The organism is Pseudomonas sp. YQ_5 (assembly GCF_043103305.1).
GTDB lineage: Bacteria > Pseudomonadota > Gammaproteobacteria > Pseudomonadales > Pseudomonadaceae > Aquipseudomonas > Aquipseudomonas putida_Y.
On the sequence record NZ_JBICJS010000013.1, the window covers coordinates 1 to 24145 of the forward strand.

General features: G+C 63.0%; 23 protein-coding genes. 9 read left to right on the top strand and 14 right to left on the bottom strand.

Annotated features, from left to right (window positions below; all coding sequences use genetic code 11):
- Nucleotides 1–80 precede the first annotated feature (80 nt).
- The 4 genes from ACF8EA_RS02515 to ACF8EA_RS02530 all read right to left on the bottom strand — a co-directional run bounded on the left by ACF8EA_RS02515 (nt 81) and on the right by ACF8EA_RS02530 (nt 5151).
- Nucleotides 81–713 carry a TetR/AcrR family transcriptional regulator gene (locus ACF8EA_RS02515; RefSeq protein ID WP_392521052.1) on the bottom strand — a complete coding sequence of 211 codons (633 nt, stop codon included), beginning with the start codon at nt 711–713 and terminating at the stop codon, nt 81–83.
- Nucleotides 713–2290 (bottom strand): glutamate--cysteine ligase, encoded by a 1578-nt coding sequence (gshA, locus tag ACF8EA_RS02520; protein WP_392521053.1) that lies wholly within the window; start codon nt 2288–2290, stop codon nt 713–715. Before gshA ends, ACF8EA_RS02515 begins: the two co-directional genes overlap by 1 nt.
- Before the next feature lie 153 nt (nt 2291–2443).
- On the bottom strand, nt 2444–2827 hold the full coding sequence (locus ACF8EA_RS02525; protein WP_021782595.1) for a PaaI family thioesterase: 384 nt from the start codon (nt 2825–2827) through the stop codon (nt 2444–2446).
- Nucleotides 2827–5151, bottom strand: a complete 2325-nt coding sequence (locus tag ACF8EA_RS02530; RefSeq protein WP_021782596.1) for a Tex family protein — start codon at nt 5149–5151, stop codon at nt 2827–2829. The genes ACF8EA_RS02525 and ACF8EA_RS02530 overlap by 1 nt, the downstream gene beginning before the upstream one ends.
- Before the next feature lie 217 nt (nt 5152–5368).
- Here ACF8EA_RS02530 and ompR point away from each other — a divergent pair, with 217 nt between their 5' ends.
- Both ompR and ACF8EA_RS02540 read left to right on the top strand, forming a co-directional pair.
- Nucleotides 5369–6109 (top strand): two-component system response regulator OmpR, encoded by a 741-nt coding sequence (gene ompR, locus ACF8EA_RS02535; RefSeq protein WP_012270052.1) that lies wholly within the window; start codon nt 5369–5371, stop codon nt 6107–6109.
- A gap of 13 nt (nt 6110–6122) precedes the next feature.
- Nucleotides 6123–7436: an ATP-binding protein gene (locus ACF8EA_RS02540; protein ID WP_021782597.1), complete on the top strand. Its 1314-nt coding sequence runs from the start codon at nt 6123–6125 to the stop codon at nt 7434–7436.
- Nucleotides 7437–7526: 90 nt separating this feature from the next.
- Here the strand turns inward: ACF8EA_RS02540 and rimK are convergent, their stop codons facing one another.
- Nucleotides 7527–8432: a 30S ribosomal protein S6--L-glutamate ligase gene (rimK, locus tag ACF8EA_RS02545; protein ID WP_021782598.1), complete on the bottom strand. Its 906-nt coding sequence runs from the start codon at nt 8430–8432 to the stop codon at nt 7527–7529.
- Complete coding sequence (locus ACF8EA_RS02550) at nt 8429–8911, bottom strand: ATP-dependent zinc protease (protein WP_028697326.1); 483 nt, start codon at nt 8909–8911, stop codon at nt 8429–8431. The genes rimK and ACF8EA_RS02550 overlap by 4 nt, the downstream gene beginning before the upstream one ends.
- Nucleotides 8912–9020: 109 nt before the next feature.
- On the opposite strand from ACF8EA_RS02550, the gene ACF8EA_RS02555 reads away from it, so the two are divergent.
- Complete coding sequence (locus tag ACF8EA_RS02555; protein WP_021782600.1) at nt 9021–9422, top strand: RNA-binding S4 domain-containing protein; 402 nt, start codon at nt 9021–9023, stop codon at nt 9420–9422.
- 27 nt (nt 9423–9449) lie between these two features.
- Here the strand turns inward: ACF8EA_RS02555 and ACF8EA_RS02560 are convergent, their stop codons facing one another.
- Nucleotides 9450–10244: a phosphatase PAP2 family protein gene (locus ACF8EA_RS02560; RefSeq protein WP_392521054.1), complete on the bottom strand. Its 795-nt coding sequence runs from the start codon at nt 10242–10244 to the stop codon at nt 9450–9452.
- 119 nt (nt 10245–10363) lie between these two features.
- Between ACF8EA_RS02560 and hslO the strand changes: the two genes are divergently transcribed.
- From hslO to ACF8EA_RS02575, 3 genes are all read left to right on the top strand, one after another.
- On the top strand, nt 10364–11263 hold the full coding sequence (gene hslO / locus ACF8EA_RS02565; protein ID WP_103443305.1) for an Hsp33 family molecular chaperone HslO: 900 nt from the start codon (nt 10364–10366) through the stop codon (nt 11261–11263).
- A gap of 179 nt (nt 11264–11442) precedes the next feature.
- On the top strand, nt 11443–12984 hold the full coding sequence (locus ACF8EA_RS02570; protein WP_003255806.1) for a phosphoenolpyruvate carboxykinase: 1542 nt from the start codon (nt 11443–11445) through the stop codon (nt 12982–12984).
- 154 nt (nt 12985–13138) lie between these two features.
- Complete coding sequence (locus ACF8EA_RS02575) at nt 13139–13579, top strand: thioesterase family protein (protein WP_176683646.1); 441 nt, start codon at nt 13139–13141, stop codon at nt 13577–13579.
- Between the two features lie 53 nt (nt 13580–13632).
- Here the strand turns inward: ACF8EA_RS02575 and ACF8EA_RS02580 are convergent, their stop codons facing one another.
- The 3 genes from ACF8EA_RS02580 to fdhD form a co-directional block, all read right to left on the bottom strand.
- The gene (locus tag ACF8EA_RS02580; RefSeq protein WP_392521055.1) at nt 13633–14112 is read right to left on the bottom strand and encodes a glycine zipper domain-containing protein; all 480 of its coding nucleotides are present in this window, start codon (nt 14110–14112) and stop codon (nt 13633–13635) included.
- Between the two features lie 196 nt (nt 14113–14308).
- Nucleotides 14309–16654: an FdhF/YdeP family oxidoreductase gene (locus tag ACF8EA_RS02585; protein ID WP_021782605.1), complete on the bottom strand. Its 2346-nt coding sequence runs from the start codon at nt 16652–16654 to the stop codon at nt 14309–14311.
- A 5-nt stretch (nt 16655–16659) separates the two neighbouring features.
- Complete coding sequence (gene fdhD, locus ACF8EA_RS02590; protein ID WP_021782606.1) at nt 16660–17490, bottom strand: formate dehydrogenase accessory sulfurtransferase FdhD; 831 nt, start codon at nt 17488–17490, stop codon at nt 16660–16662.
- Nucleotides 17491–17663: 173 nt separating this feature from the next.
- Here fdhD and lysM point away from each other — a divergent pair, with 173 nt between their 5' ends.
- Nucleotides 17664–18104 (top strand): peptidoglycan-binding protein LysM, encoded by a 441-nt coding sequence (gene lysM / locus ACF8EA_RS02595; protein WP_021782607.1) that lies wholly within the window; start codon nt 17664–17666, stop codon nt 18102–18104.
- A gap of 99 nt (nt 18105–18203) precedes the next feature.
- On the opposite strand, the gene yrfG is transcribed toward lysM, so the two are convergent.
- Nucleotides 18204–18866 (bottom strand): GMP/IMP nucleotidase, encoded by a 663-nt coding sequence (gene yrfG / locus ACF8EA_RS02600; protein ID WP_103443306.1) that lies wholly within the window; start codon nt 18864–18866, stop codon nt 18204–18206.
- 64 nt (nt 18867–18930) lie between these two features.
- On the opposite strand from yrfG, the gene nudE reads away from it, so the two are divergent.
- Together nudE and cysQ are read left to right on the top strand one after the other, a co-directional pair.
- Nucleotides 18931–19497, top strand: coding sequence for an ADP compounds hydrolase NudE (gene nudE, locus ACF8EA_RS02605; RefSeq protein WP_003255794.1), 567 nt, complete (start codon nt 18931–18933; stop codon nt 19495–19497).
- Nucleotides 19494–20312 (top strand): 3'(2'),5'-bisphosphate nucleotidase CysQ, encoded by an 819-nt coding sequence (gene cysQ, locus ACF8EA_RS02610; RefSeq protein ID WP_103443307.1) that lies wholly within the window; start codon nt 19494–19496, stop codon nt 20310–20312. Before nudE ends, cysQ begins: the two co-directional genes overlap by 4 nt.
- A gap of 160 nt (nt 20313–20472) precedes the next feature.
- Here the strand turns inward: cysQ and ACF8EA_RS02615 are convergent, their stop codons facing one another.
- The 3 genes from ACF8EA_RS02615 to ACF8EA_RS02625 are packed head-to-tail and all read right to left on the bottom strand — an operon-like array spanning nt 20473 to nt 24145.
- Nucleotides 20473–20928, bottom strand: coding sequence for a YiiD C-terminal domain-containing protein (locus ACF8EA_RS02615; RefSeq protein WP_392521056.1), 456 nt, complete (start codon nt 20926–20928; stop codon nt 20473–20475).
- The gene (locus tag ACF8EA_RS02620; RefSeq protein WP_103443309.1) at nt 20928–22334 is read right to left on the bottom strand and encodes a sigma-54 dependent transcriptional regulator; all 1407 of its coding nucleotides are present in this window, start codon (nt 22332–22334) and stop codon (nt 20928–20930) included. Before ACF8EA_RS02620 ends, ACF8EA_RS02615 begins: the two co-directional genes overlap by 1 nt.
- Nucleotides 22331–24145 carry an ATP-binding protein gene (locus ACF8EA_RS02625; protein WP_021782611.1) on the bottom strand — a complete coding sequence of 605 codons (1815 nt, stop codon included), beginning with the start codon at nt 24143–24145 and terminating at the stop codon, nt 22331–22333. The genes ACF8EA_RS02620 and ACF8EA_RS02625 overlap by 4 nt, the downstream gene beginning before the upstream one ends.

Consider the following 24145-nt stretch of genomic DNA (forward strand, 5'->3'; position numbering starts at 1 on the left):
ACTTCGCAAGCTCCAGGGTGCGCGCGGGCTCTGTGGGAGCGGGCGTGCCCGCGAAGGGCCGCCAAGCGGCCCCAGATTTCTCAGCTGGAACGCTTGGCCAGATACGGCGGCAGATACAACCCCAGATACGCCTCGAACACCCGCTTGCCTTCCTCGGCCATGCGCGGGGTGATCGCCTCGTGCAACTGCACCGACCGTGCATACACCCGGTCGCTCAATTCCATGCCCAGGGCAAACACATCCACATCCAGTGGCATCACCGGCAGGTGAAAATGCTGGTCGAACAACTTGTGCATCAAGTTGCCCAGTTCCATGTCGTGCTGCCGGTCGGCCTGCACCACCTCGCTCAGGCCATGCTGCGCCAGGATCAACTGCCGCGCTGCCGCATCCTCGTTATAGATATCAAGCATGCGTTCTTCGATCAGCCGTGACAGCTCGTGCCAGGTGCTGAACGCGCTGCTGTCGATCGGTGCGCTCAGGGCTTCGCGAAACGCCCGGTGTACATCCGCAGTAAGCGCCTCCAGCAAGGCCGGCACACTGGCGAAGAAGTGATACACCGACGACGGTGGAATCTGCGCCCGGTCGGCCACGCTGTAGATAGAGAGCGCCGCCACCCCTTGCTCGGCCAACAGCTCACGCGCAGCCGCCAGGATCGCCTCGATCCTGGCCTGGCTGCTGGCGCGCGGTTTGCGCGGGGTGGTGGTGCGGTTCATCAACTGCTGATTGCCAGAATGCTGGCCTGGTAGGCGCCGACGAACAGGTCGAAGTCGCCGACTTCTTCCTGTTCCAGCTCGGACTGTCTGGCGAGCGACTCGCGGGCCAGCGTCTCGAATGCCTGCTGTTTCTCGTTGCTCAGTGGTTGTTCGCGGAAAGTCTCGGCGTGTACACGGCTCTGGCGCAGCGAGAACTGGACGAAGCTCTCGTCATGCTCGGTCATGCGTGCCAGCACCTGGGCCGATGGGGTCAGTGAGGTGTCGTCGACCTTGGCCTGCTGGGCATCCAGGGCCTTGGCGTGCTCATCAGAGCCTTGCGCCTGATCGAGCAGGTTGGCCAACTCGCGGATACGCTCGATCAGCTCGCTGGCCCAGTCCTTCAGGCTGATCGGCTGGCCATGGCGGTGCAATTCCAGGCCCGGACGACGACCTTCCTTGACCACGGTCAGGAAGTTGCTGGTGCACTGGCCGCATTCGCCGTTGTCCAGTTGCGGGCTGTCTTCCAGCGCGCAGAACAGCAGGAATGCGTCGAGGAAGCGCGCCTCGGTCAGGTCGATACCAACCGGCAGGAACGGATTGATGTCCAGGCAACGCACTTCCACATACTGCACACCGCGCGAAGTCAGGGCCTGGATCGGCCGTTCGCCGGAGTAGGTGACCCGCTTGGGGCGAATGTTCGAGTAGTACTCGTTTTCGATCTGCAGAATATTGGTGTTCAGCTGAACCCACTCGCCATCCACATGTGTGCCGACTTCAACGTACGGCGGGTAGGGCGTGCCAACGGCCTTGCGCAGGCTGTCGGTGTAGCTGGCCAGGTTGTTGTAGCAGGGCGTAAGACCGGCCTGGGCGTTGCTCTGGTAACCCAGGTCGCTCATGCGCAGGCTGGTGGCGTAGGGCAGGAACAGGGTTTCGGCATCCAGCTCTTCAAGCTGGTGCGGGCGGCCACGCAGGAAGCCTTTGTCCAGTGCCGGCGAGGCGCCGAACAGGTACATCAGCAGCCAGCTGTAGCGGCGGAAGTTACGAATCAGCGCGATGTAGGCCGACGACTGGTAGTCGCGGTCATTTTCCGTACTGCCTTCGTCTTCGCGCAGCAATGGCCAAAGCGCTTCGGGCAGCGAGAAGTTGTAATGGATACCGGCAATACACTGCATGGTACGGCCGTAACGCAGGGCCAGGCCCTTGCGGTAGACGTGTTTGAGCTTGCCGATGTTCGAGCTGCCGTACTCGGCGATCGGGATGTCCTCCTCGGCCGGCAGCGTGCACGGCATCGACGGGCTCCACAGGTATTCGTCGCCCAGCTTGCTGTAGACGAAACGGTGGGTCTCTTCGAGGCTTTCGAGCACCTTGGCCGGGTCGGCCAGCGCCGGGGTGATGAACTCCAGCAGCGACTCTGAATAATCGGTGGTGATCTGCTCGTTGGTCAGCGCCGATCCCAGAGCTTCCGGATGCGGGGTCTGGGCCAGGCGACCTTCGTCGGTCACGCGCAGGCATTCGCGCTCAATACCGTGCAGGCACTGCTTGAGCAGGGGGAGATTGGCGCCGAGCAGGCTCAGGCGGCGGTTGAGGAGGTCGCTCAAGATGTATTCCTTCACGCGTCAGTCGCCCCAATATGGGGGTAGAGATAACGGTCTACAAGGGTAGGAAGAAAGGAACTGGCGTTGTCGCCTGGTTTACGCGGTTCCAGCAGTGCCAGCGCACTGCTGAAAATACCGCAGATACTGCTTGGTGAGCTAGAGAACCGCGAAGGTTCCTTGCGCTTTGGCCACCAGCTTGTCGCCCTGGACTACGTCGGCGTCGACCACCAGCGTGCGCCGCCCGGCGTGCAGCACGCGGGCGGTACACAGCACTTCGCCGTCGCTGACGGCACGCATGTAGTTGATCTTGCACTCGATGGTGACGCTTTGCTGGTCAAAGCCATGGCTGGCCGAGCAGGCCAGGCCCATGGCGATATCCACCAGGCTGAAGATCGCCCCGCCGTGCAGCTTCTGGCCACGGTTGCGCAAATGTGGCTCGAGCGCCAGGGCTACCTCGGCAACACCGGTGTCCAGGTGTTGCAGGCGGCAGCCCAGAAGCTGGCTGAAGGCGCTTTCGACGTATTCACGTGGTACGTCCATTACTTCTTCTTCAACTGCTTTGCGTTGGCGAACAGGGCTGCCATGGCGTTGTTGGCCGGGGCGGCAGTGGCGGTTTCGCGCTGACGCGGTGCCTGCTGCTGGCGATTGCCGCCATTGCCACGGTTGCCACCGCGGTTGCCTTCGACCTTCTCGCCCGGGGTGTCGCTCATGCGCATGGACAGGCCGACGCGCTTGCGCGGGATGTCCACTTCCATGACCTTCACCTTGACCACATCGCCGGCCTTGACCGCTTCACGCGGGTCTTTGACGAACTTCTCCGACAGCGCCGAGATATGCACCAGGCCGTCCTGGTGCACACCGATGTCGACGAAGGCACCGAAGTTGGTAACGTTGGTCACCACGCCTTCGAGGATCATGCCCGGTTCCAGGTCCTTGAGGTCTTCGACGCCGTCCTGGAAGGTGGCGGTCTTGAATTCCGGACGTGGGTCGCGGCCGGGCTTGTCCAGCTCTTGCAGAATGTCGGTGACGGTTGGCAGGCCGAAGGTCTCGTCGGTGAACTTTTTCGGGTCCAGGCGCTTGAGGAAGCTGCTGTCACCAATCAGCGAGCGGATGTCGCGGTCGGTATCGGCGGCAATGCGCTGCACCAGCGGGTAAGCCTCAGGGTGCACCGCAGAGGCGTCCAGCGGGTTGTCGCCGTTCATCACGCGCAGGAAGCCGGCGGCCTGCTCGAAGGTTTTCTCACCCAGGCGGCTGACCTTTTTCAGCGCTGCACGGGTGGCAAACGGACCATTGGCATCGCGGTGGGCGACGATGTTCTGTGCCAGCGTGGCATTGAGGCCGGAGATGCGTGTCAGCAGCGCCACCGAAGCGGTGTTCACGTCCACGCCCACGGCGTTCACACAGTCCTCGACTACCGCGTCCAGGCCACGTGCCAGTTTCAGCTGGGAGACGTCGTGCTGGTACTGGCCGACACCAATGGATTTCGGGTCGATCTTCACCAGTTCGGCCAGCGGATCCTGCAGGCGACGGGCGATCGACACGGCGCCGCGTATCGACACGTCCAGGTCCGGGAACTCGCGGGCGGCCAGTTCCGATGCCGAGTACACCGAAGCACCGGCTTCGGAGACCATGATCTTGGTGATTTTCAGGGCTGGATATTTCTTGACCAGCTCGGCCACCAGCTTGTCGCTTTCGCGGCTGGCGGTGCCGTTGCCGATGGCGATCAGTTCCACCGAGTGTTTGGCGCACAGTGCGGCCATGATGGAAATGGTGCGGTCCCAGTCGTTCTTCGGCGCGTGCGGGTAGACCGTGGTGTGGTCCAGCAGCTTGCCGGTTGCGTCGACCACGGCGATCTTGCAGCCGGTGCGCAGGCCCGGGTCGAAGCCCAGGGTGGCGCGCGGGCCGGCCGGTGCGGCCAGCAACAGGTCGTGCAGGTTGTGGGCGAACACGTTGATCGCCTCGCCTTCGGCATTGTCGCGCAGCTCGCCGAACAGATCGGTTTCCAGGTGGGTGTACAGCTTGACCTTCCAGGTCCAGCGCACCACTTCACCCAGCCACTTGTCGGCCGGTCGGCTGCGGTTTTCGATACCGACGTGGTTGCCGATCATCAGCTCGCACGGGTGCAGGGTGCCGGGCAGTTCTTCGCCTACCTTCAGCGAGACGCTCAACACGCCTTCGTTGCGCCCGCGGAAGATCGCCAGGGCACGGTGCGACGGCGCAGTACGCAGCAGCTCGTCATGAGCGAAGTAGTCGCGGAACTTGGCACCTTCTTCTTCCTTGCCAGCCACGACGCGGGCGCTGAGCACGGCCTCCTGCTTGAGGTAGCTGCGCAGCTTGTCGAGCAGGGCGGCGTCTTCGGCAAAGCGCTCCATCAGGATGTACTTGGCGCCTTCCAGCGCGGCCTTGACGTCGGCCACGCCCTTTTCGGCGTTGACGAAGCGTGCGGCTTCGCTTTCCGGGGCCAGGGTCGGGTCGTTGAACAGGCCATCGGCCAGTTCGCCAAGGCCGGCTTCCAGGGCGATCTGGCCCTTGGTGCGGCGCTTCTGCTTGTACGGCAGGTACAGGTCTTCGAGGCGGGTCTTGGTGTCGGCCAGCTTGATCTCGCGGGCCAGTTCCGGGGTCAGCTTGCCCTGTTCCTCGATGCTGGAAAGGATGCTGGCGCGGCGCTCGTCGAGTTCGCGCAGGTAACGCAGGCGCTCTTCCAGGTGGCGCAACTGAGTGTCGTCAAGGCTACCGGTCACTTCCTTGCGATAGCGGGCGATGAAGGGCACGGTCGAGCCTTCGTCCAACAGGCTCACGGCCGCCTCGACCTGCTGCGGGCGTACGCCCAGTTCCTCGGCGATACGGCTGTTGATGCTGTCCATGTAAACCACCTGACATTTGTGAATACGGGGGTCGCCTGTGGGCCTTTTGCCCGGCGGCGCTGGATGAAAGCCGCGCATTATACCCATCGCAAACGGCTTGCGGTGATGGCGCCCGGCCAGCCGGAACTGGCGCCGGGGGAAAAATCTGCTAACAATGCTCACGCAACGTGCAGCAATGGCTACGCCATAATGCGCGGCGATATCAGAGGAGTTATTCATGACCGGCACGCCAAACACCGCTGAAGGTGACAAGATTCTCATCGTCGACGACGATCCGGGGCTGAGCAGCCTGCTGGAACGTTTCTTCACCAGCAAGGGCTACCGTGCCCGTGCAGTGCCCAACACCGAGCAGATGGACCGCCTGCTGCAGCGCGAGGTGTTCAACCTGGTGGTGCTCGACCTGATGTTGCCAGGTGAGGACGGCCTGTCCGCGTGCAAGCGCCTGCGCCAGCAGAACAACCAGATCCCGATCATCATGCTGACCGCCAAGGGCGACGAGCTCAGCCGCATCAAGGGCCTGGAGCTGGGCGCCGATGACTACCTGGGCAAACCGTTCAACCCGGACGAGCTGATGGCCCGTGTCAAGGCTGTGCTGCGCCGCCAGGCGCCGAGCGTGCCGGGAGCGCCGGGCAGCGAAGACGAGTCGGTCACCTTCGGCGACTATGAGCTGTCGCTGGCCACCCGCGAGCTCAAGCGTGGCGACGAAGTGCACATGCTTACCACTGGTGAGTTCGCTGTGCTCAAGGCCCTGGTGATGCACGCCCGCGAGCCGTTGACCCGCGACAAACTGATGAACCTGGCGCGCGGCCGCGAATGGGACGCGCTGGAGCGCTCCATCGACGTGCAGATTTCGCGCCTGCGTCGCATGATCGAGCCGGACCCGTCCAAGCCGCGTTACATCCAGACCGTCTGGGGCGTGGGCTACGTGTTTGTACCGGACGGAAACGCCGGAAAATGATGCCTGGACGTCGATGAAAACACCGCTCTGGTTTCCGCAAAGTTTCTTCGCCCGCACCCTGTGGCTGGTGTTGATCGTCGTTCTGTTCTCCAAGGCGCTGACCCTGGTCTACCTGCTGATGAACGAGGACGTGCTGGTCGACCGTCAGTACAGCCATGGTGTAGCGCTGACCTTGCGTGCCTATTGGGCCGCTGACGAAGAAAACCGCGAAAAGATCGCCGAGGCGGCAGGCCTTATCCGGGTGACCGGCTCGGGTGTGCCCGAAGGTGAGCAGCATTGGCCTTACAGTGAAATCTACCAACGGCAGATGCAGGCCGAGTTGGGTGAAGACACCGAGGTGCGGTTGCGCATTCATGCGCCTCCGGCGTTGTGGGTCAATGCGCCAAGCCTTGGCCCAGGTTGGCTGAAGGTGCCGCTGTACCCGCACCCATTGCGCGGGCAGAAGATCTGGAACGTGCTGGGCTGGTTCCTGGCCATTGGTTTGTTGTCCACCGCCTCGGCGTGGATTTTTGTGCGCCAGTTGAACCAGCCGCTCAAGCGCCTGGTGTTCGCCGCCCGCCAGCTTGGCCAGGGGCGCAGTGTGCGCCTGCCGATCAGCGATACTCCCAGCGAGATGACCGAGGTGTACAAGGCGTTCAACCAGATGGCCGAGGATGTCGAGCAGGCCGGGCGTGAGCGCGAGCTGATGCTGGCCGGGGTTTCCCACGACTTGCGCACACCACTGACGCGGCTGCGCCTGTCGCTGTCGTTGCTGAACAGCGACAACGAGCTGAGCGATGACATGGTTCGCGATATCGAGGACATGGACGCGATCCTCGACCAGTTCCTGGCCTTCATCCGCGATGGCCGTGACGAGCCGGTGGAAGAGGTCGACCTTGCTGATCTGGTGCGTGAGGTGGTGGCTCCGTACAACCAGCCAGAAGAGCGCGTGCGCCTGTGCCTGGAGCCAATTCCACCGTTCCCGCTGCGCCGGGTTTCGCTCAAGCGCATGCTGGGCAACCTGATCGGCAACGCCCTGCACCATGCTGGCAAGGGGGTCGAGGTGGCTGCCTATGTGTCGGGTGACGAGAGTGCGCCGTATGTGGTGCTCAGCGTGCTGGACCGCGGCACCGGTATCGACGAGTCGGAACTTGAAACCATCTTCAACCCGTTCATTCGTGGTGACCGGGCGCGGGGTGGCAAGGGCACCGGGCTGGGGCTGGCGATCGTCAAGCGGATTGCTGCGCAACATGGCGGGAATGTGGAGTTGCGCAACAGGTCTGGCGGCGGGATCGAGGCGCGGGTCAGGTTGCCGCTGGGGCTGCTGCTGCCGCGTAATGCTGTGTGAGGCTCACCGGCCTCTTCGCGACTAAAGCCCTACAGGGTTTGTGCAGTACCTGTGGGGCTTCAGCCGCGAAGAGGCCGGTACAGGCTTGAATCAGCCTTTGCCCTTGGTCCGGGTCTGATTGGGCCCGCCATTCTTCTCCAGGTGCTCGATGATCATCCCGGCGACGTTCTTGCCGGTGGTGACTTCAATGCCCTCCAGCCCCGGCGACGAGTTTACCTCCATCACCAACGGCCCGTGGTTGGAACGCAGGATATCCACACCCGCCACGCTCAAGCCCATCACCTTGGCCGCCCGAATGGCGGTGATGCGCTCTTCAGGGGTGATTTTTATCAGGCTGGCGACGCCACCCCGATGCAGGTTGGAGCGGAACTCGCCCGGCTTTGCCTGACGCTTCATTGAGGCAATTACCTTATCGCCTACCACGAAGCATCGAATATCTGCGCCACCGGCTTCCTTGATGTACTCCTGAACCATGATGTCCTGCTTGAGGCCCATGAACGCTTCGATCACCGACTCGGCCGCCTGGGGGGTTTCGCACAACACCACGCCAATGCCCTGGGTGCCTTCCAGTACCTTGATCACCAGCGGGGCACCGTTGACCATCTGGATCAGGTCGGGGATGTCGTCCGGCGAGTGGGCGAAACCAGTGATCGGCAGGCCGATGCCGCGCCGCGACAACAGCTGCAACGAGCGCAGCTTGTCGCGCGAGCGGGCAATGGCGACCGACTCGTTGAGCGGGTATACGCCCATCATTTCGAACTGGCGCAGCACCGCGCAGCCATAGAACGTAACCGAAGCACCTATGCGCGGGATCACTGCATCGAAGCCTTCCAGCGGCTTGCCACGGTAGTGGATCTGCGGCTTGTGGCTGGCAATGTTCATGTAGGCCCGCAGGGTATCGATCACCACCATTTCGTGGCCACGCTGGGTACCGGCTTCGACCAGGCGGCGGGTGGAATACAGACGCGGATTGCGCGACAGCACAGCGATCTTCATGCAGCACCTGTGACAGGGGAAAGGGTGGCCGGGAAGGCCGGTTTGTCTTGTACGTACTTCAGGCCGGGGTTGACCACCAGCTGGCCGTGTATCAAGGCCTTGGAGCCAAGCAACAGGCGGTAGCGCATGCTCTTGCGGCAGGCCAGGGTGAACTCCACCTCCCACACACCATCACCCAGCGCCAATGACGTGCGGATGACGTAGCGAGTCTGGGCGTGGCCGTTGGAGCTCTTGATGGTCTTCATGGTCACCAGCGGTGCCTCGCACCGGCGGTGACGCAACTGCACCACCGAGCCCAGGTGCGCAGTGAAGCGAACCCAGGGCTGGCCGTCGCGCTCGAAGGGTTCCACCTCGGTGGCATGCAGGCTCGACGTGCTGGCACCGGTGTCGATCTTGGCGCGCAGCCCGGCCACGCCGAGGTCAGGCAAGGCGACCCACTCGCGCAGGCCGATCACAGTCAAATGGTCAAATGTCTTCACGAAGCGCACCCTGCGAATGAGGTGGTGAACTTTAAGCACGGCGGGGACTTTTTGCATCCGTATGTGAAGGTAGTACAGTTCGATGAAAGACAGAATCCGAGGTAACGGGATGGCACAAAAAGCCGAAGACGACGACAAGGTTCGCCTGGACAAATGGCTGTGGGCGGCGCGCTTCTACAAGACCCGAGCGCTGGCCAAGGCGGCGATCGAGAGTGGCAAGGTGCATTGCCGGGGCGAGCGTTGCAAGCCAGGCAAGGAGCCGCGGGTGGGCGACGAGTTCGTACTGCGTACCGGGTTCGATGAGCGCACCGTGGTGGTGAAGGCGCTGTCGATGGTGCGTCGTGGTGCCCCGGAGGCGCAGACGTTGTACGAGGAAACCGAAGAAAGTGTGCGTCGCCGTGAACAGGCCGCTGAGATGCGTAAGGCCGGGGCCATGGGTGTGACCACCGATGGCCGGCCGACCAAGAAGCAGCGTCGGCAGATCCACCAGCTGCATGGAAGTTACGATTGAATGGGGCTGCCGTGCAGCCCCAGGCACCTAACGGAGCACCGCCATTCGCCCGACCAGCGGTAGCGTGGACAGCAGCTTGAACAACGGCGCTGTCCAGCGCATCAACGCCTCGCTGCCTTTGGCCGCCAGCGGCGTGTAGTAGCTCCAGCCCAGCGCCAGCACCGCCATCAGCAAGCCGCCGATGTAGTCGTCCTGCCCCCAGTGGGCACCTGCTACCAGGCGCGGCAGCATGAACAGCAGCGCCAACCCCCAGACAACCAGGTACTGCAAAAGGCCGCGGCTGAACACGCTCATGAACAGCGCCCAGATCAGCAGCACCGAGGCGTGATCACCCGGGAAACTCTTGCTGGAACGGTCCTTGAGTTCCCAGGCAGCCTCCAGGTTCGGGTAATAGTCACTCAGGTGCACGACGTCGTCGAAGATCATCGATGGGCTCTTGTGTTGCCACCCGGCTGCATCCACCCACTTGGAAAACAGCGCGCGAATCACCACTAAGAGGAGTAGCGTGACCAGAAAGCCGAAAAATGCCTGGCGAACCTGAGCGGCCTTGAACACCCAGTCACCACGAATGAGCACAGCCAGCAGGATCAGGCCGACGACGATGTCGAACGGGCGCAGGCTGCCGATGGTCCAGATGTAGCGCCAGGTGGTGCTATCGGCCAGCGGCGCGTTCAGGCTGCGGAACAGCCATTCGTCGAAAGTCAGGCACAGGATCTGGCCAAGGGGCCATAACCAGAAACACAGTAGAGCGATGGGAAGCAGCGTACAGGCTGCCAGCGGCCCCCAGGACCACCTTGCTTGGAACAGTGGTCGATTGTCCATAAAATACCTCTATTGCAAACAGAAATCGGAGCGCCGTGTGAGCGCTCTGTCATGGGCTCTCGCAGGTTCGCGACAACCCTTGTAACCATTTTGTCATCATTTTCAGATAGCCAAAACCTATGAGCGAATTGCCTGATACCGATTTCACCCAACGTTTCATCTTCGACGAGCGCGATGTGCGCGGCGAGTGGGTGTCTCTCGATGACAGCTACGCCGCAGTGTTGGCGCGTCATGAGTACCCCCAGCCGGTCAAGGTGCTGCTCGGTGAGTTGATGGCCGCCACTGCCTTGCTGGTGGGGGCGATGAAGTTCGATGGCCTGCTGATTCTGCAGGCGCGTTCGGCTGGGCCGATTCCGCTGCTGATGGTGGAGTGTTCCAGCGACCGCGAAATCCGCGGCATGGCCCGCTATGAAGCGGACCAAATTCCGGCCGGTGCCACCCTGTCGCAGCTGATGCCCGACGGCCACCTGACCCTGACCATCGACCCGGTCAAGGGCCAGCGCTACCAGGGGACCGTCGACCTCGATGGCGCCAACCTGTCGGAATGTTTCACCAACTACTTCGTTCAGTCACAGCAGCTCAATACCCGTTTCTGGCTCAATGCCGAAGGCGGCAAGGCACGCGGGCTATTGCTGCAGCAACTGCCGCGTGATCGCCAGCCGGATGATGAAGAACGCGAAGACAGCTGGCAGCACGTAGTGGCCCTGGCCAAGACGCTCAAGCCTGAAGAGTGGACAGAGGGCAACGAAACCCTGCTGCACCGCCTGTACCACGAAGATGCCGTGCGCCTGTTCGATATCCAGCCGCTGCGCTTCAATTGCAGTTGTTCGCGGGAACGCTCCGGCAATGCGCTGGTCAGTCTGGGCGAGCACGACGCCAAGGCGCTGGTCGAAGAGTGTGGCGGGACGGTAGAGATCGATTGCCAGTTCTGCAACGAGCGCTACTTCTTCGATGCCAGCGACGTGGCGCAACTGTTTGCGGGTGGCGGCACTGACGTGGCCTCAGAAACTCGTCACTGAAACGTTAAAGCACAGGACAATCTCCTGCCGAATTGCGCAAAAGCGCAGTTCTGACAGGAGGGGCCTACTTTTTTTGGGCGTTTCTGGCATAATCCGGCCACTTTTTTCGCTGTAGTAGTTTTTTCAAGACAACTACAAAACGTTTGGAGCACTCGGCCTCGGGCCGGATGGGGTATCTCATGACGCAAGCCAACAACACCGTGTACACCGACCTGAGCGTCGATGAGCTGGTAAAAGAAGCGCTGCAACGCGGTGAAGGCGTACTAGCCGATACTGGCGCACTGGTCGTGGAGACTGGTCACCGTACTGGCCGTTCGCCGGCTGACCGTTTCATCGTCGAAGAACCTTCCACCCAAGACGCCATTTCCTGGGGCCCGATCAACCGCAAGTTCCCGGCTGACAAGTTCGATGCCCTGTGGGCTCGCGTCGAGGCGTTCAACAACGCACAGGATCACTTCGTTTCCTATGTTCACGTAGGGGCTGCAGCCGAGCACTACCTGCCGGTGAAGATGACCACCCAGACTGCCTGGCAGAACCTGTTCGGTCGTTGCCTGTTCATCAACCCGGAGCAGTTCAACCCGGCTGGCCGCGACCAGTGGCAGATCCTCAACGTCGCCAACTTCGTGTGCGAACCAGAGCGTGATGGCACCAACTCCGATGGTTGCGTGATCATCAACTTCGCCCAGAAGAAAGTGCTGATCGCTGGCATGCGCTACGCCGGTGAAATGAAGAAAGCCATGTTCTCGGTGCAAAACTTCCTGCTGCCGGCTGCCGACGTACTGCCTATGCACTGCGCGGCCAACATCGGCGAAGAAGGCGATGTGACCTTGTTCTTCGGCCTGTCCGGCACTGGCAAGACCACCCTTTCGGCTGACGAAAGCCGTTACCTGATCGGTGACGACGAGCACGGTTGGGGCGAAGGCGTTGTCTTCAACATGGAAGGCGGCTGCTACGCCAAGTGCATCGACCTGTCCGAGAAGAACGAACCGGTCATCTGGAAAGCCATCAAGCACGGCGCAGTACTGGAAAACGTCGTTCTCGACGCCAACAAGCACGCTGACTACACCGATGTCAGCCTGACCCAGAACAGCCGTGCGGCCTACCCGCTGGAGCACGTTGCCAAGCGTTCGGAAGCGAACCTGGGCGGCGAGCCTAACGCAGTGATCTTCCTCACCTGCGACCTGACAGGTGTTCTGCCTCCGGTTTCGATCCTGAACAACGAGCAGGCGGCCTACCACTTCCTGTCCGGTTACACCGCGCTGGTCGGTTCCACTGAAATGGGCTCGGGCGGCGGCATCAAGTCGACCTTCTCCACCTGCTTCGGCGCACCGTTCTTCCCGCGTCCGGCTGGCGAGTACGCCGAGCTGCTGATCAAGCGCATCAACGGTTTCAACTCCAAGGTCTACCTGGTCAACACCGGCTGGACTGGTGGTGGCTACGGCGTTGGCAAGCGCTTCAGCATCCCCACCACCCGTGCCGTGATCGCTGCGATCCAGAGCGGCGCACTGGTCGGTGCCGAAACCGAGCACCTGGACATCATCAACCTGGACGTGCCGAAGGCCGTTCCGGGCGTTGAAACCGAACTGCTCAACCCGCGCACCAACTGGGCTGACAAAGCGGCCTACGACGAGGCTGCCAAAGGCCTGGCCAAGCTGTTCATCGAAAACTTCAAGAAGTTCGAAGTTTCCGACGCCATCAAAGCCGCTGGCCCGCAGCTGTAAGCTGAGCTCAGCCGCAACGAGAAAGCCGCCCCAGAGGGCGGCTTTTTTGTAGTTTGCAGGAGCGGTTTGCCCACGAAGGGGCCCGCATAAGCAGCGAAAGTCAGGTTTTTCTGTTTCACTGTCAGCATCCATTGCGAAGACAAGAGTCAGCCAGATGACCGAAGCCCCTCAGCGCACTGCCTTCTCCCACTTCCACCCGATCCTCACCCGCCCCCAGGACAACGACCTGAACGGCCACATCGCCGGTGCAACGGTGCACGGCTTCTTCGAAACCGCGATACAGGCGTTTCTCGTCGAGCAGGCCGAACTGGACCTGCGACACGGTGAACTGGCCGCCTTCGTGGTCAGTTCGGCTGCGGATTTTTACGCGCTGCCGGGCTTCCCGGACTTGTTGGAGGTGGGGCTGGGAGTGACGCGCCTGGCGGGCAGCACGGTTGAGTACCGGCTGGCGCTGTACCGTCCGGGCGAGCCGGACGCGTGCGCGGCAGGCACGGTGGTGCAGGTGTTCATCGAGCGCGCCAGCGGCCGGCCTGTGGCGTTGCCAGAGGCGCTGCAGGTGATCCTGTCCGGCCTTGTGCTGGAGCGACAGGCATAAAAAAACCCGCTGGCAGGGGCGGGGTTTTGTTGCCGGGGCAGGGCCCTCAGGCGTCAGTCGCGCCAGTGGCGCTTGTGCTTGCGGTGGCCGTAGTGGTGGCCACGGTCCCAGTGACGACGGCCGTCGTAGTCGCGACGGTAGCGGCGATTCTCATGGCGCTCGTCTTCGTCGGCCTTGTTGCCCATGTAGTTACCCAGTGCACCACCGGCACCACCGCCAGCTGCTGCGCCAATGTAGCTACCGGTGGTGCCACCCACCGAGCGACCCACCACGTTACCGCCGGCAGCACCCAGCGCGCCGCCGATAGCGGCTTCACCGCGCTGGCGCTTGTCGGCGCCCAAGGCGCCGCCTGCCGCACCGCCCAGACCGGCACCAATGGCGCCACCGGTGCTGCCACCGATGGAGTTGCCCACCACTGAGCCCAGTACCCCACCCAATGCGCCGCCAATGCCGGCTTCGGTGGTGCCGCCTGCCATGGCAACGCCGCTGAGCAAGCTGAAAGACAACAACAGAATCGAGGAGTACTTCTTCATCGAGAGAGCCTCATAGGGATGACGAGGCGAATTTGAGGCTAAGAGGCGTGGCTGGCAACGGAAATCCGACGAGTAACACGAGTTGTACACAATTCTCTAACTAGCTGTATTTACTATGAAACTTTATCGTTTTCAGGCTGTCTGAGACCCTTATGACAAAGCCCTGAACCGCCACGGAACAGGGCTTTTTTCATTTTTACAGGATGCGCCCGTCGTCGCGCGCGCGCTCCAGCTTGATGGCAATGAACTTCGATGTTGGCGTATGGCTACCAACGCCAATGCTCTCTAGCGGCACCAGCGGGTTCACCTCCGGGTAATACGCCGCGGCCTGCCCGGCAGGGATGTCGAAGGCCAGCAGGGTAAAGCCTTGCACCCGGCGCACATGCTCATCCCCCCACAACGAAACGATGTCGACCTTCTGCCCCGGCTGGAAGCCCAGGCGGATGATGTCGGCTTCGTTGGCGAACAGCACCTCGCGCTGGCCGCGCACGCCGCGGTAGCGGTCGTCCAGGCCGTAGATAGTGGTGTTGTACTGATCGTGCGAGCGCATCGACTGCATGATCAGGTCTGGCAACTGGCCGCTGGCGCGTACGCGTTCGTCAAGCAGCGTGTCGGGCAGCAGGTTGGCCTTGAAGTTGGCGCGGCCGGTGCTGGTTTCCCATTCGCGGCTGGCCGCGCTGTTGCCCAGATAGAAGCCCCCCGGGTGACGCAGTCGCTGGTTAAAGCCGCTGAAACCGGCAATGGTATCGCCGATCAGGTCGCGGATACGGTCGTAGTCGGCCACCAGCCAGTGCCAGTCCACCGGTTGTTTGCCCAGCGTGGCGGCGGCAATGCCGGCGATCACCGCAGGCTCCGAGCGCATTTGCGTCGACAGCGGCTTGAGTTGGCCGTTGGAGGCGTGGACCATGCTGAACGAGTCTTCCACCGTGACTGCCTGCGGCCCGTCGGCCTGCAGGTCGATGTCGGTGCGGCCCAGGCACGGCAGGATCAGTGCCTGCTTGCCATGGACCAGGTGGCTACGGTTGAGCTTGGTGCTGATGTGCACGGTCAGCTCGCAGTTGCGCAGCGCCTGGGCGGTACGCTCAGTGTCGGGTGTGGCCTGGGCGAAGTTGCCGCCCAGACCGATGAAAACCTTGGCCCGGCCATCGAGCATCGCGTGAATGGCTTCGACGGTATTGTGGCCATTGCGCCGCGGCACGGGGAAACCAAAGCGCTTTTCGATGGCATCCAGCAGCGCTTCTGGCGGGCGCTCGTTGATGCCCATGGTGCGGTCGCCCTGCACGTTGCTGTGGCCACGCACCGGGCACAGGCCGGCCCCGGGCGCGCCGATGTTGCCGCGCAGCATCTGCAGGTTGACGATTTCCTGAATGGTCGGCACCGAATGACGGTGTTGGGTGATGCCCATCGCCCAGCACATGATCACCCGCTTGCCCCGGCAGTACATGCGTGCGGCCAGTTCGATGTCGGCCAAGGTGAGGCCGGACTGTGCCTGGATGTGCGACCACGGCGTGGCGTCCACTACGGCCAGGTACTCGTCGACACCATGGCCATGTTCGGCGATGAAGGCGTGATCGAACACGGCCGGTTCGCCGTTGGCCTGGGCTTCACGTTCCCATTGCAGGACGAACTTGGCCATGCCGCGCAGCATCGCCATATCGCCACCCAGGGCTGGGCGGAAAAAAGCGGTGTTGGTCGGGCGGTCACTGTTGGTCAGCATTTCCAGTGGGTTCTGGGGGTGCTGGAAGCGCTCCAGACCACGCTCCTTGAGCGGGTTGATGCACACCACCTGGGCGCCACGTTTTACCGCATCGCGCAATGGGTCGAGCATGCGCGGGTGGTTGGTGCCGGGGTTCTGGCCCCAGACAAAAATGGAGTCGGCGTGCTCGAAGTCGTCGAAGGTGACAGTGCCCTTGCCGACCCCGACGCTTTGCCCCAATGCCACGCCGCTGGCCTCATGGCACATGTTCGAGCAGTCAGGGAAGTTGTTGGTGCCGTAGGCGCGCACGAACAGTTGGTACAGGTATGCCGCTTCGTTGCTGGCACGTCCCGAGGTATAGAACTCGGCCTGGTCAGGGTTGGCCAGCTTGTTCAGCTCGCGGGCGATCAGGGCGAAGGCGGCATCCCAGCTGATCGGCAGGTAACGGTCGCTTGATGCGTCGTAGACCATCGGTTCGGTCAGGCGCCCTTGGTACTCCAGCCAATAGTCGCTCTGCTGCAGCAGCGAGGTGACACTGTAACGGGCAAAAAAGGCAGCATCGACACGGCGCTTGGTAGCTTCCCAGTTCACCGCCTTGGCGCCGTTCTCGCAGAACTTGACCATGCCGCTTTCTGGCGAATCACCCCAGGCGCAGCCGGGGCAGTCGAAACCGCCGCTCTGGTTGGTCTTGAGCAGGGCGCGAATGTTCTTCAGCGCGTTATCGCTGCCGACCCAGGCCTTGGCCACGCTACGCAGTGCGCCCCAACCGCCGGCGGGGCCGTGGTAGGGCTTGTAGCGAGGGGGGGAGGTTGGGGCGTTGTTCGGAAGAGGTTGGTACGAGGTCACGACTGTTACGACTCCGCCGCTGGGCTGTAGACCCGCGGTGCACTGTGCTTGGGCAAGTGGATAAGGTTGAGGTTGTGTTTGCGCGCCCATTGCAGGGCAAGGCCGGTGGGCGCAGACAGGCTGACCAGGGTCTGGATGCCGGCACGCAGCACCTTCTGGATCAGCTCCAGGCTGCAGCGACTGGTGACGATCGCCAGGCCGCCCTGGCTGTCGATGCGCTGTCGCAGCAGGGCGCCGATCAGTTTGTCGAGGGCGTTGTGCCGGCCGATGTCTTCGCGGCCAAGCAGCAGTTCGCCTTGGCGGTCCATGAACAGTGCTGCATGCACGGCGCCGCAATGCTGGCCCAGTGGCTGGAAGGCGTCGATGCGCTCGCGCAGGCCGACCAGCCACTGGGCCGGGGGCAGGGGCGCACCCGGCAACACGGCCAGATCTGGCAGCGCCTGCTCCAGGGCTTCGACCCCGCACAGGCCGCAACCACTGGTGCCGGCCAGTTGGCGGCGCTGGTTTTTCAGATTCCAGAACGCCCGGCTGGAAATTTCCAGGTCGGCGTACATTGCCGCGCCGCTGCCGGAAAGCTTGAGGTCGTAGATTTCTGCGGTGCCTTCGACAATGCCGCTGCCGACACTGAAACCGACGGCGAAGTCTTCCAGATCGGTAGGGCTTACCAGCATCACCGCCTGGTTGAGGCCGTTATAGACAATGGCCAGGGCCACTTCCTCGGCCAGCGGGGTGCTGTCGCGTTTGGCATCGCTGAGCTGGACGTAATCGTAGGTGTTGCTGGCGGCTGGCATGGACAAAGGCGATGAGGCCGCGCAGACCGGAGGCTTGCTGTTCATCGGGGCTGAATACCGGCGGCTTTCTGATAGCACAAGCCTAGGCGCGCGGGCCGGCGGCGTCTAATCGCTAGGGTCTATGCCTTGATAGACCGCGTCGATTGGTCGCACAGGGCGAGAGTGGTAAAGCTGGCCTAGACTCCTGTGTCCGAGGTTTCGTCAACAAGGAGAGCGCAATGAGCCTGTTCAGTTTCGTGAAGGAAGCCGGCGAGAAGTTGATCGACCTGCTGACCCCTGGCAACGCCAATGCCGAAGAGCAGCTTAAGAAACACGTGGAAGCTGTCGGCCTGGGCAACCCGAACATTAGCGCCACTGTAGAAGGAGACAAGATCATCCTCAAGGGTGAAGTGGCCAGCCAGGAAGAGAAGGAGAAGATCATTCTGGCGGCGGGCAACATCAGTGGCGTGGCCAGTGTCGAGGACCAGATCACCGTGACCGGGCCGATAGTCCAGGCGGCAAGGTTCGTCACTGTGAAATCGGGCGACACACTTTCAGCCATTGCCATGGTCGTGTATGGCAATGCCGGCCAGTACAACAAGATTTTCGAGGCCAACAAGCCGATGCTCAAGCACCCGGACAAGATCTATCCAGGGCAGGTGCTGCGTATTCCTGACTGATCGCTAAAGTCTGTGCAGGCCTCTTCGCGGGCGCGCCCGCTCCCACAGCTACAGCGCCAGCAGTGAATGTGGGAAGCGGGCATGCCCGCGAATGGGGCCTCACAGGCCTTCCAGTAACGCCCGGTAATCCTCGACCGCTGCAAACTCTTCGGTATCTCGTGGTTGTGCCTGGCTATCGGGCTGGCGCACCGCCAGCAAGTGCCCCACACCAAAACGCCGTGCACTGCGCAGAATCGCCAGCGTGTCGTCGATGAACAGGCTGCGCCCCGGCTCGAAGCCGATATCCGCCTGCAAGGCATCCCAGAACTGCGGGCTTTCTTTCGGGTAGCCATAGTCATGCGAGCTGATCAGCCGCTCGAAGTACGGTGCCAGCTCCACCCGTTCCAGCTTCAGCGACAGCGAGTCTCGGTGGGCATTGGTGATCATCACTACACGCTTGCCGGCCTGGCGAATCGCCGCCAGGAAGGTATCGGCATCCGGGCGCAGGGCAATCAGGTCGGCAATTTCCCGCTTCAGCTCGCGAATGGGCAGGCGTAGCTCGCGGCTCCAGAAGTCCAGGCAGTACCAGTTCAATGTGCCGGCATTGCGTTCGAACAGCGGTTGCAGCTCCATTTCCGCCATGGCCCGGCTTACACCGTGCAGCTCGGCATAGCGCTGAGGCAGGTGGTCCAGCCAGAAGCGGTTGTCGTAATGCAGGTCGAGCAGGGTGCCATCCATGTCCAGCAGGACGGTATCGATGGCAGACCAGGGAAGAACAGGCATGGGAAACTCTCGATCAGTCGGCAAGCCACGGTATAGTAACCCGTTCACGCCAAGGAGCCGCCCCATGCGCCAGAAACCCACCGTACTCAGCCGCGAAATTGTCGCCAGCAGCCGGCTGTTCCGCGTCGAAGCCGTACAGTTGCGCTTCAGCAATGGCGCCGAGCGCACCTATGAGCGCCTGGTGGGCCGGGGTAACGGCTACGGCGCGGTGATGATCGTGGCCATGCTCGATGCCGAGCACGCCGTGCTGGTGGAGGAATACTGCGGGGGCACGGATGAATACGAGCTGTCGTTGCCCAAGGGCCTGATCGAGCCGGGCGAAGACGTGCTGGCGGCAGCCGACCGGGAGCTCAAGGAAGAAGCCGGTTTTGGCGCACGCCAGCTGGAGCACCTGACGGAACTGTCGTTGTCACCGGGCTACATGAGCCAGAAGATTCAGGTGGTGCTGGCCAGCGACCTGTACGAAGAGCGCCTGGAAGGCGATGAGCCCGAGCCGATGCGGGTCGACAAGGTCAACCTGCGTGAATTGTCGGCCTTGGCCATGCATCCGCAGTTCACCGAGGGGCGCGCCTTGGCGGCGCTGTACCTGGCCCGTGACCTGCTGATTCAGCGGGGGCTGCTGGAGCTATGAACGACCTGCAACTGATGCACGAAGTGGTCAAGCTGGCGCTGACGGCAGGCGAGGCAATCCTGCCATTCTGGCGCGCCGATGTCGCGGTGACCAGCAAGGCCGACGATTCGCCGGTTACCGCCGCCGACCTGGCGGCACACCGGGTAATTGCCGATGGCCTGCTGGCGCTGGCGCCACAGATTCCGGTGCTGTCCGAAGAGGACTGCAATATTCCGCTGGCCGAGCGCCAACGCTGGAGCCGCTGGTGGCTGGTCGACCCGCTGGATGGCACCAAGGAGTTCATTGCTGGCAGTGAGGAATTCACAGTCAACATCGCCCTGGTCGAGAACGGCGAAGTGGTGTTTGGCGTAGTGTCGATGCCGACCAATGGGCGCTGCTACTTCGGTGGGCGCGGCCTGGGTGCCTGGCGTGCTGATGCTGGCGAAGCCGCCCAGCCGATCCAGGTACGCATCGCACCACCGGAGGGCGAGCGTTTTACCGTGGTTGCCAGCCGTCGGCACTCCAGCGCGGAACAGGAAGCGCTGTTGTCCGGGCTTGGGGCTGCGGTGGGAGAGCTGGAGCTGGCAAATATCGGCAGCTCGTTGAAGTTCTGCCTGTTGGCCGAGGGCAGCGCCGATTGTTATCCGCGCCTGGCGCCGACTTCGCAGTGGGATACTGCAGCGGCGCAGGGCGTGGTGGAAGGGGCCTGCGGCGAGGTGATCGGGCTGGATGGCTTGCCATTCCGGTATCCGCCGCGCGAGTCGTTGCTTAACCCGTATTTCCTGGCATTGCCCGCCAATGCTGCATGGCGCCAGGCCTTCCTGAACCTGATTTGACGGAGTCTCAGCCTACCCTGTGGGAGCGGGCGAGCCCGGGAAGCATGCACCGCGGTGCGGGGCACCGGCTTCGCCGGTGTTCGCGGGCCTGCCCGCTCCAACAGGTTTTGCGCCAGCCTTTGGGGTTTGTGCAGCGCGGTTGCTTTCAGCGGCTGCTGGGCTAGCGGTGCAAGACGTACTGGCCGCTGAACCTCACCGCCGGCTCGTCACTGCCGTCATTGCTCACCGTGGTCTCCAACGTCAACCGTGCCCGCCCACGCCGCTGGTACAGGGCCAGGAATCGCTCCCAGGTCTTTTCGTCGGGCGCTGCACAACGCGCCACTGCCGTGCCGGTCACTGGCAACGGGTAGCTGATCTGTCCTTCCTGGATGACGATATGCCCCTCATCGATCCCCAGTTCACGCAGGCGCAGGTGCAGCCAGCCCCAACCCACCAGCACTGCTGCGCAGTACAGGCTGCCACCGAACATGGTGCTTTTGTGGTTGACGTTGGCCGCCAGCGGCAGTTGCAGGCGCAGGGTGTGCTGCTGCCAATCGATCACTTCCAGGCCCATTTCGCGGGTCAGGGGGATGTCGCTGTGCAGTACGGACTGCAGGTACTGACTATCGGTGCTCATTAACGGTTGTCCTCTTGATCATCATGCCCGCCGCTACCGCCGTCGAAGTTCAAGCCGTGCTTGCGCAGCTTGTCATGCAGGGTTTTGCGGGGGATACCCAGTGCTTCGGCCAGGCTCCGCATGGAGCTGTGTGGCTGGGCCAGTTCGGCAGCGATCAGCGAACGTTCGAACTGCTCGACCTGCTCGCTGAGGTTGCCGCTCAGCATGGGAGCTGCCGGTGCTGCTGCCGAGGGTGCCTGGCCATCCAGTGCCAGTTCCAGGCCAAGGGCGAAACGCTCGGCGGCGTTCTGTAGCTCGCGGACGTTACCTGGCCAGTCATGACGCAGCAGCAGGGCGCGTTGCGCTGGCTGCAGCGCATGCGGCGACAGGCCATGGCGTTGGCTGGCAGCATCGGCGAAATGCTGGAACAACACCAATATGTCGTCCCCGCGTTCGCGCAGTGGCGGAATACGCAGCGGCGCCACGTTCAGGCGGTAATACAGGTCCGCGCGGAATCGCCCTTGGTCGGCAGACTGACGCAGGTCTTCCTTGGTGGCGGCTATGATGCGGATATCCAGCGGGATCAACTGGTTGCCGCCCAGGCGTTCGACCACCCGCTCCTGCAGCATGCGCAGCAACTTCACTTGCACATCCAGGCTCATGCTCTCGATTTCGTCGAGGAACAGCGTGCCGCCGTTGGCAAATTCGAACTTGCCGATACGGCGCTTCTGCGCGCCGGTAAACGCACCGGGCTCGTGGCCGAACAGCTCGCTCTCGACCACCGACTCGGCCAGCGCGCCGGCGTTGATCGCCACGAACGGCCCTTCGCTGCGGCTGGACAGGTCGTGAAGGGCGCGAGCCACCACCTCTTTGCCAGCGCCGGTCTCGCCCAGAATCAACACATCGGCACGGGTGCCGGCCAAGGCGCCGATCTGCTCGCGCAGGCGCAGCATGGCCGGTGAATGGCCGACCAGGCGGGTTGCCAGTTGCTGGCGGTCGCTCAGAGCCAGACGCAGGCTACGGTTGTCCAGCACCAGCCGGCGCAAGGCCAGGGCGCGGCGTACGCTGTCGAGCAGGGCGTCTGTGGCAAAGGGTTTTTCCAGGAAGTCATAAGCCCCGGCGCGCATCGCCTGCACCGCCAGCGGCACATCGCCATGGCCGGTAATCAGCAGCACCGGCAGCTCGCTGTCACGGCCGTGCAGTTGTTCCAGCAACTGCAGGCCATCGATGCCCGGCATGCGGATGTCGCTGACCACCACGCCTGGCCAGTCGGCCTCGATACGCTCGGCCAGGCCTTGAGCTTCGGCCAGGGCGACTACCTTGAGCCCGGCCAGGTCCAGGGTCTGGCTCAAGGCTTGGCGCAGGTGGGGGTCATCGTCCACCAGGATGACCTGGGCTCGGCTGTCGATCAGTGTCTCGGTGGTCATGCCGAGGGGTCCTCCGAATTGGGCAAAGTAGCGCCAGACGCGGCCACACGCAGCTGGAGGGTCAGCATTGCGCCACCTTCCGGGTGGTTGGCCAGCAGCAGTTCACCGCCCAGGGCGCGCATCAGGCTTTCACAGATGGCCAGGCCCAGGCCCAGGCCCTGTGTACGGGTCTTGGTGGTGAAGAACGGCTCCTTGGCATGCTCCAGAGCCTGGCGGCTGAAACCGGGGCCATTGTCACGGATGTACAGGTAGACGCAGTCATCACGCTGCTCGGCACTTAGCCACAGGCGACGCGGATTGGCTTTTTCGGTCAGGGCGTCGAGGGCATTGGCCAGCAGGTTGCCTAGCACCTGGCGCAGGCGGGTTTCGCCGGCCTGTACCCACAAGGTGGCTTCCGGCAGGTCGCGGATCAGCTCTACGGCCATCGCCCGGCGGCGCTTGGCCAGCAGCGCCAGGGCATCGTCCAGGGCCGGCTGCAGGGCCACGCTCTCTGGGGCATGGCGGTCACGACGGGCGAAGGCACGCAAGTGGGCAATGATCGAGGCCATGCGCCCTGTCAGTTCGCCGATCAGCTTGAGGTTGCCGCGGGCGTCTTCGGTACGTTGGTGGTCGAGCAGGATCTCGGCGTTCTCCGCGTAGCTGCGGATGGCGGCCAGAGGCTGGTTCAGCTCATGGCTGATACTGGCCGACATGGTGCCGAGCACCGACAGCTTGCCGGCCTGCACCAGTTCGTCCTGCGCACGCACTGCCTCCTGCTGAGCGTTTTCGCGCTCCAGCACGGCATTTTTCAGGCGAGTGTTCAGGCCTTCAAGGTCGGCGGTACGTTCGGCCACGCGCTTTTCCAGTTCCTGGCGGCCACGGGCTTCGAAGTCGATGCGGTCGATGTAATGGCGTCGCCGCTGCATCACCAGACCGGCCAGCAGCATCAGTACCAGCAGCGTACCGGCACCTATGGCCATTACCGTCTGCACCGAGCGATCAACCAGCGTGCGCGGGGCGAGGATGCTGACTTGCCAGCCGGTTTCCTTGATGTCGCGGGTCTGGGTGATCCAGGCCTGCGGGTTGAGAACCAGTGGCTGTGGGGCCTGGGTCGGATAGGGCTGGATGGCGATGATGGCCTGGCGCTCGGCGTCGGTCAGCGTACGGGTAGCACGGAAGCGCCAGTCGGGCCGCGAAGTCAGGATGACCACCCCATTGTGATCGGTCAGCAACAGCTGTTCGGGCGTACGACCCCACAGGGTTTCGGTGTGGTCGAGATCGACCTTGACCACCAGCACACCGACGATTCGCTCGCGGTCCCGCACGGCCGCGGCAAAGAAGTAGCCGCGCTTGGCCGAGGTGGTGCCCTGGCCGAAGAAGCGGCCCAGGTGGCCGGCCATGGCTTCGTTGAAGTAGGGGCGGAAGGCGAAGTTTCGCCCGACGAAGGTGTCGTGCTTGTCCCAGTTCGAGGCGGCCAAGGTGTTGCCGCTGACGTCCATCAGGTACATCACCTCGGCACCGGTCTGTTGCACGATGTCCTTGAGCAGGCGGTTGGCGTTGGTTACCGCTTCCAGGCGGAACGGGTCGGCCAGCACGCCACGCAGCGCCGGCAGGTCGCCGAGAATTTGCGGCAAGGTCTCGTAGCGGTGCAGGGTGCCGAGCAGGTTGGCGACATACAGGTCGAGTGTCTGGCGGTTCTGCGAGGCCAGCTCATCCTGGTAATAGCGCTCGGCCAAGTGATGCAGGGGCCACAGCAATGGAGCCAGGCTCAGCGCCAGCAGGGCCAGGCTGCGCCAGCGGGGACGGCGTGGGGGCGTGGGTTTTGCAATCAT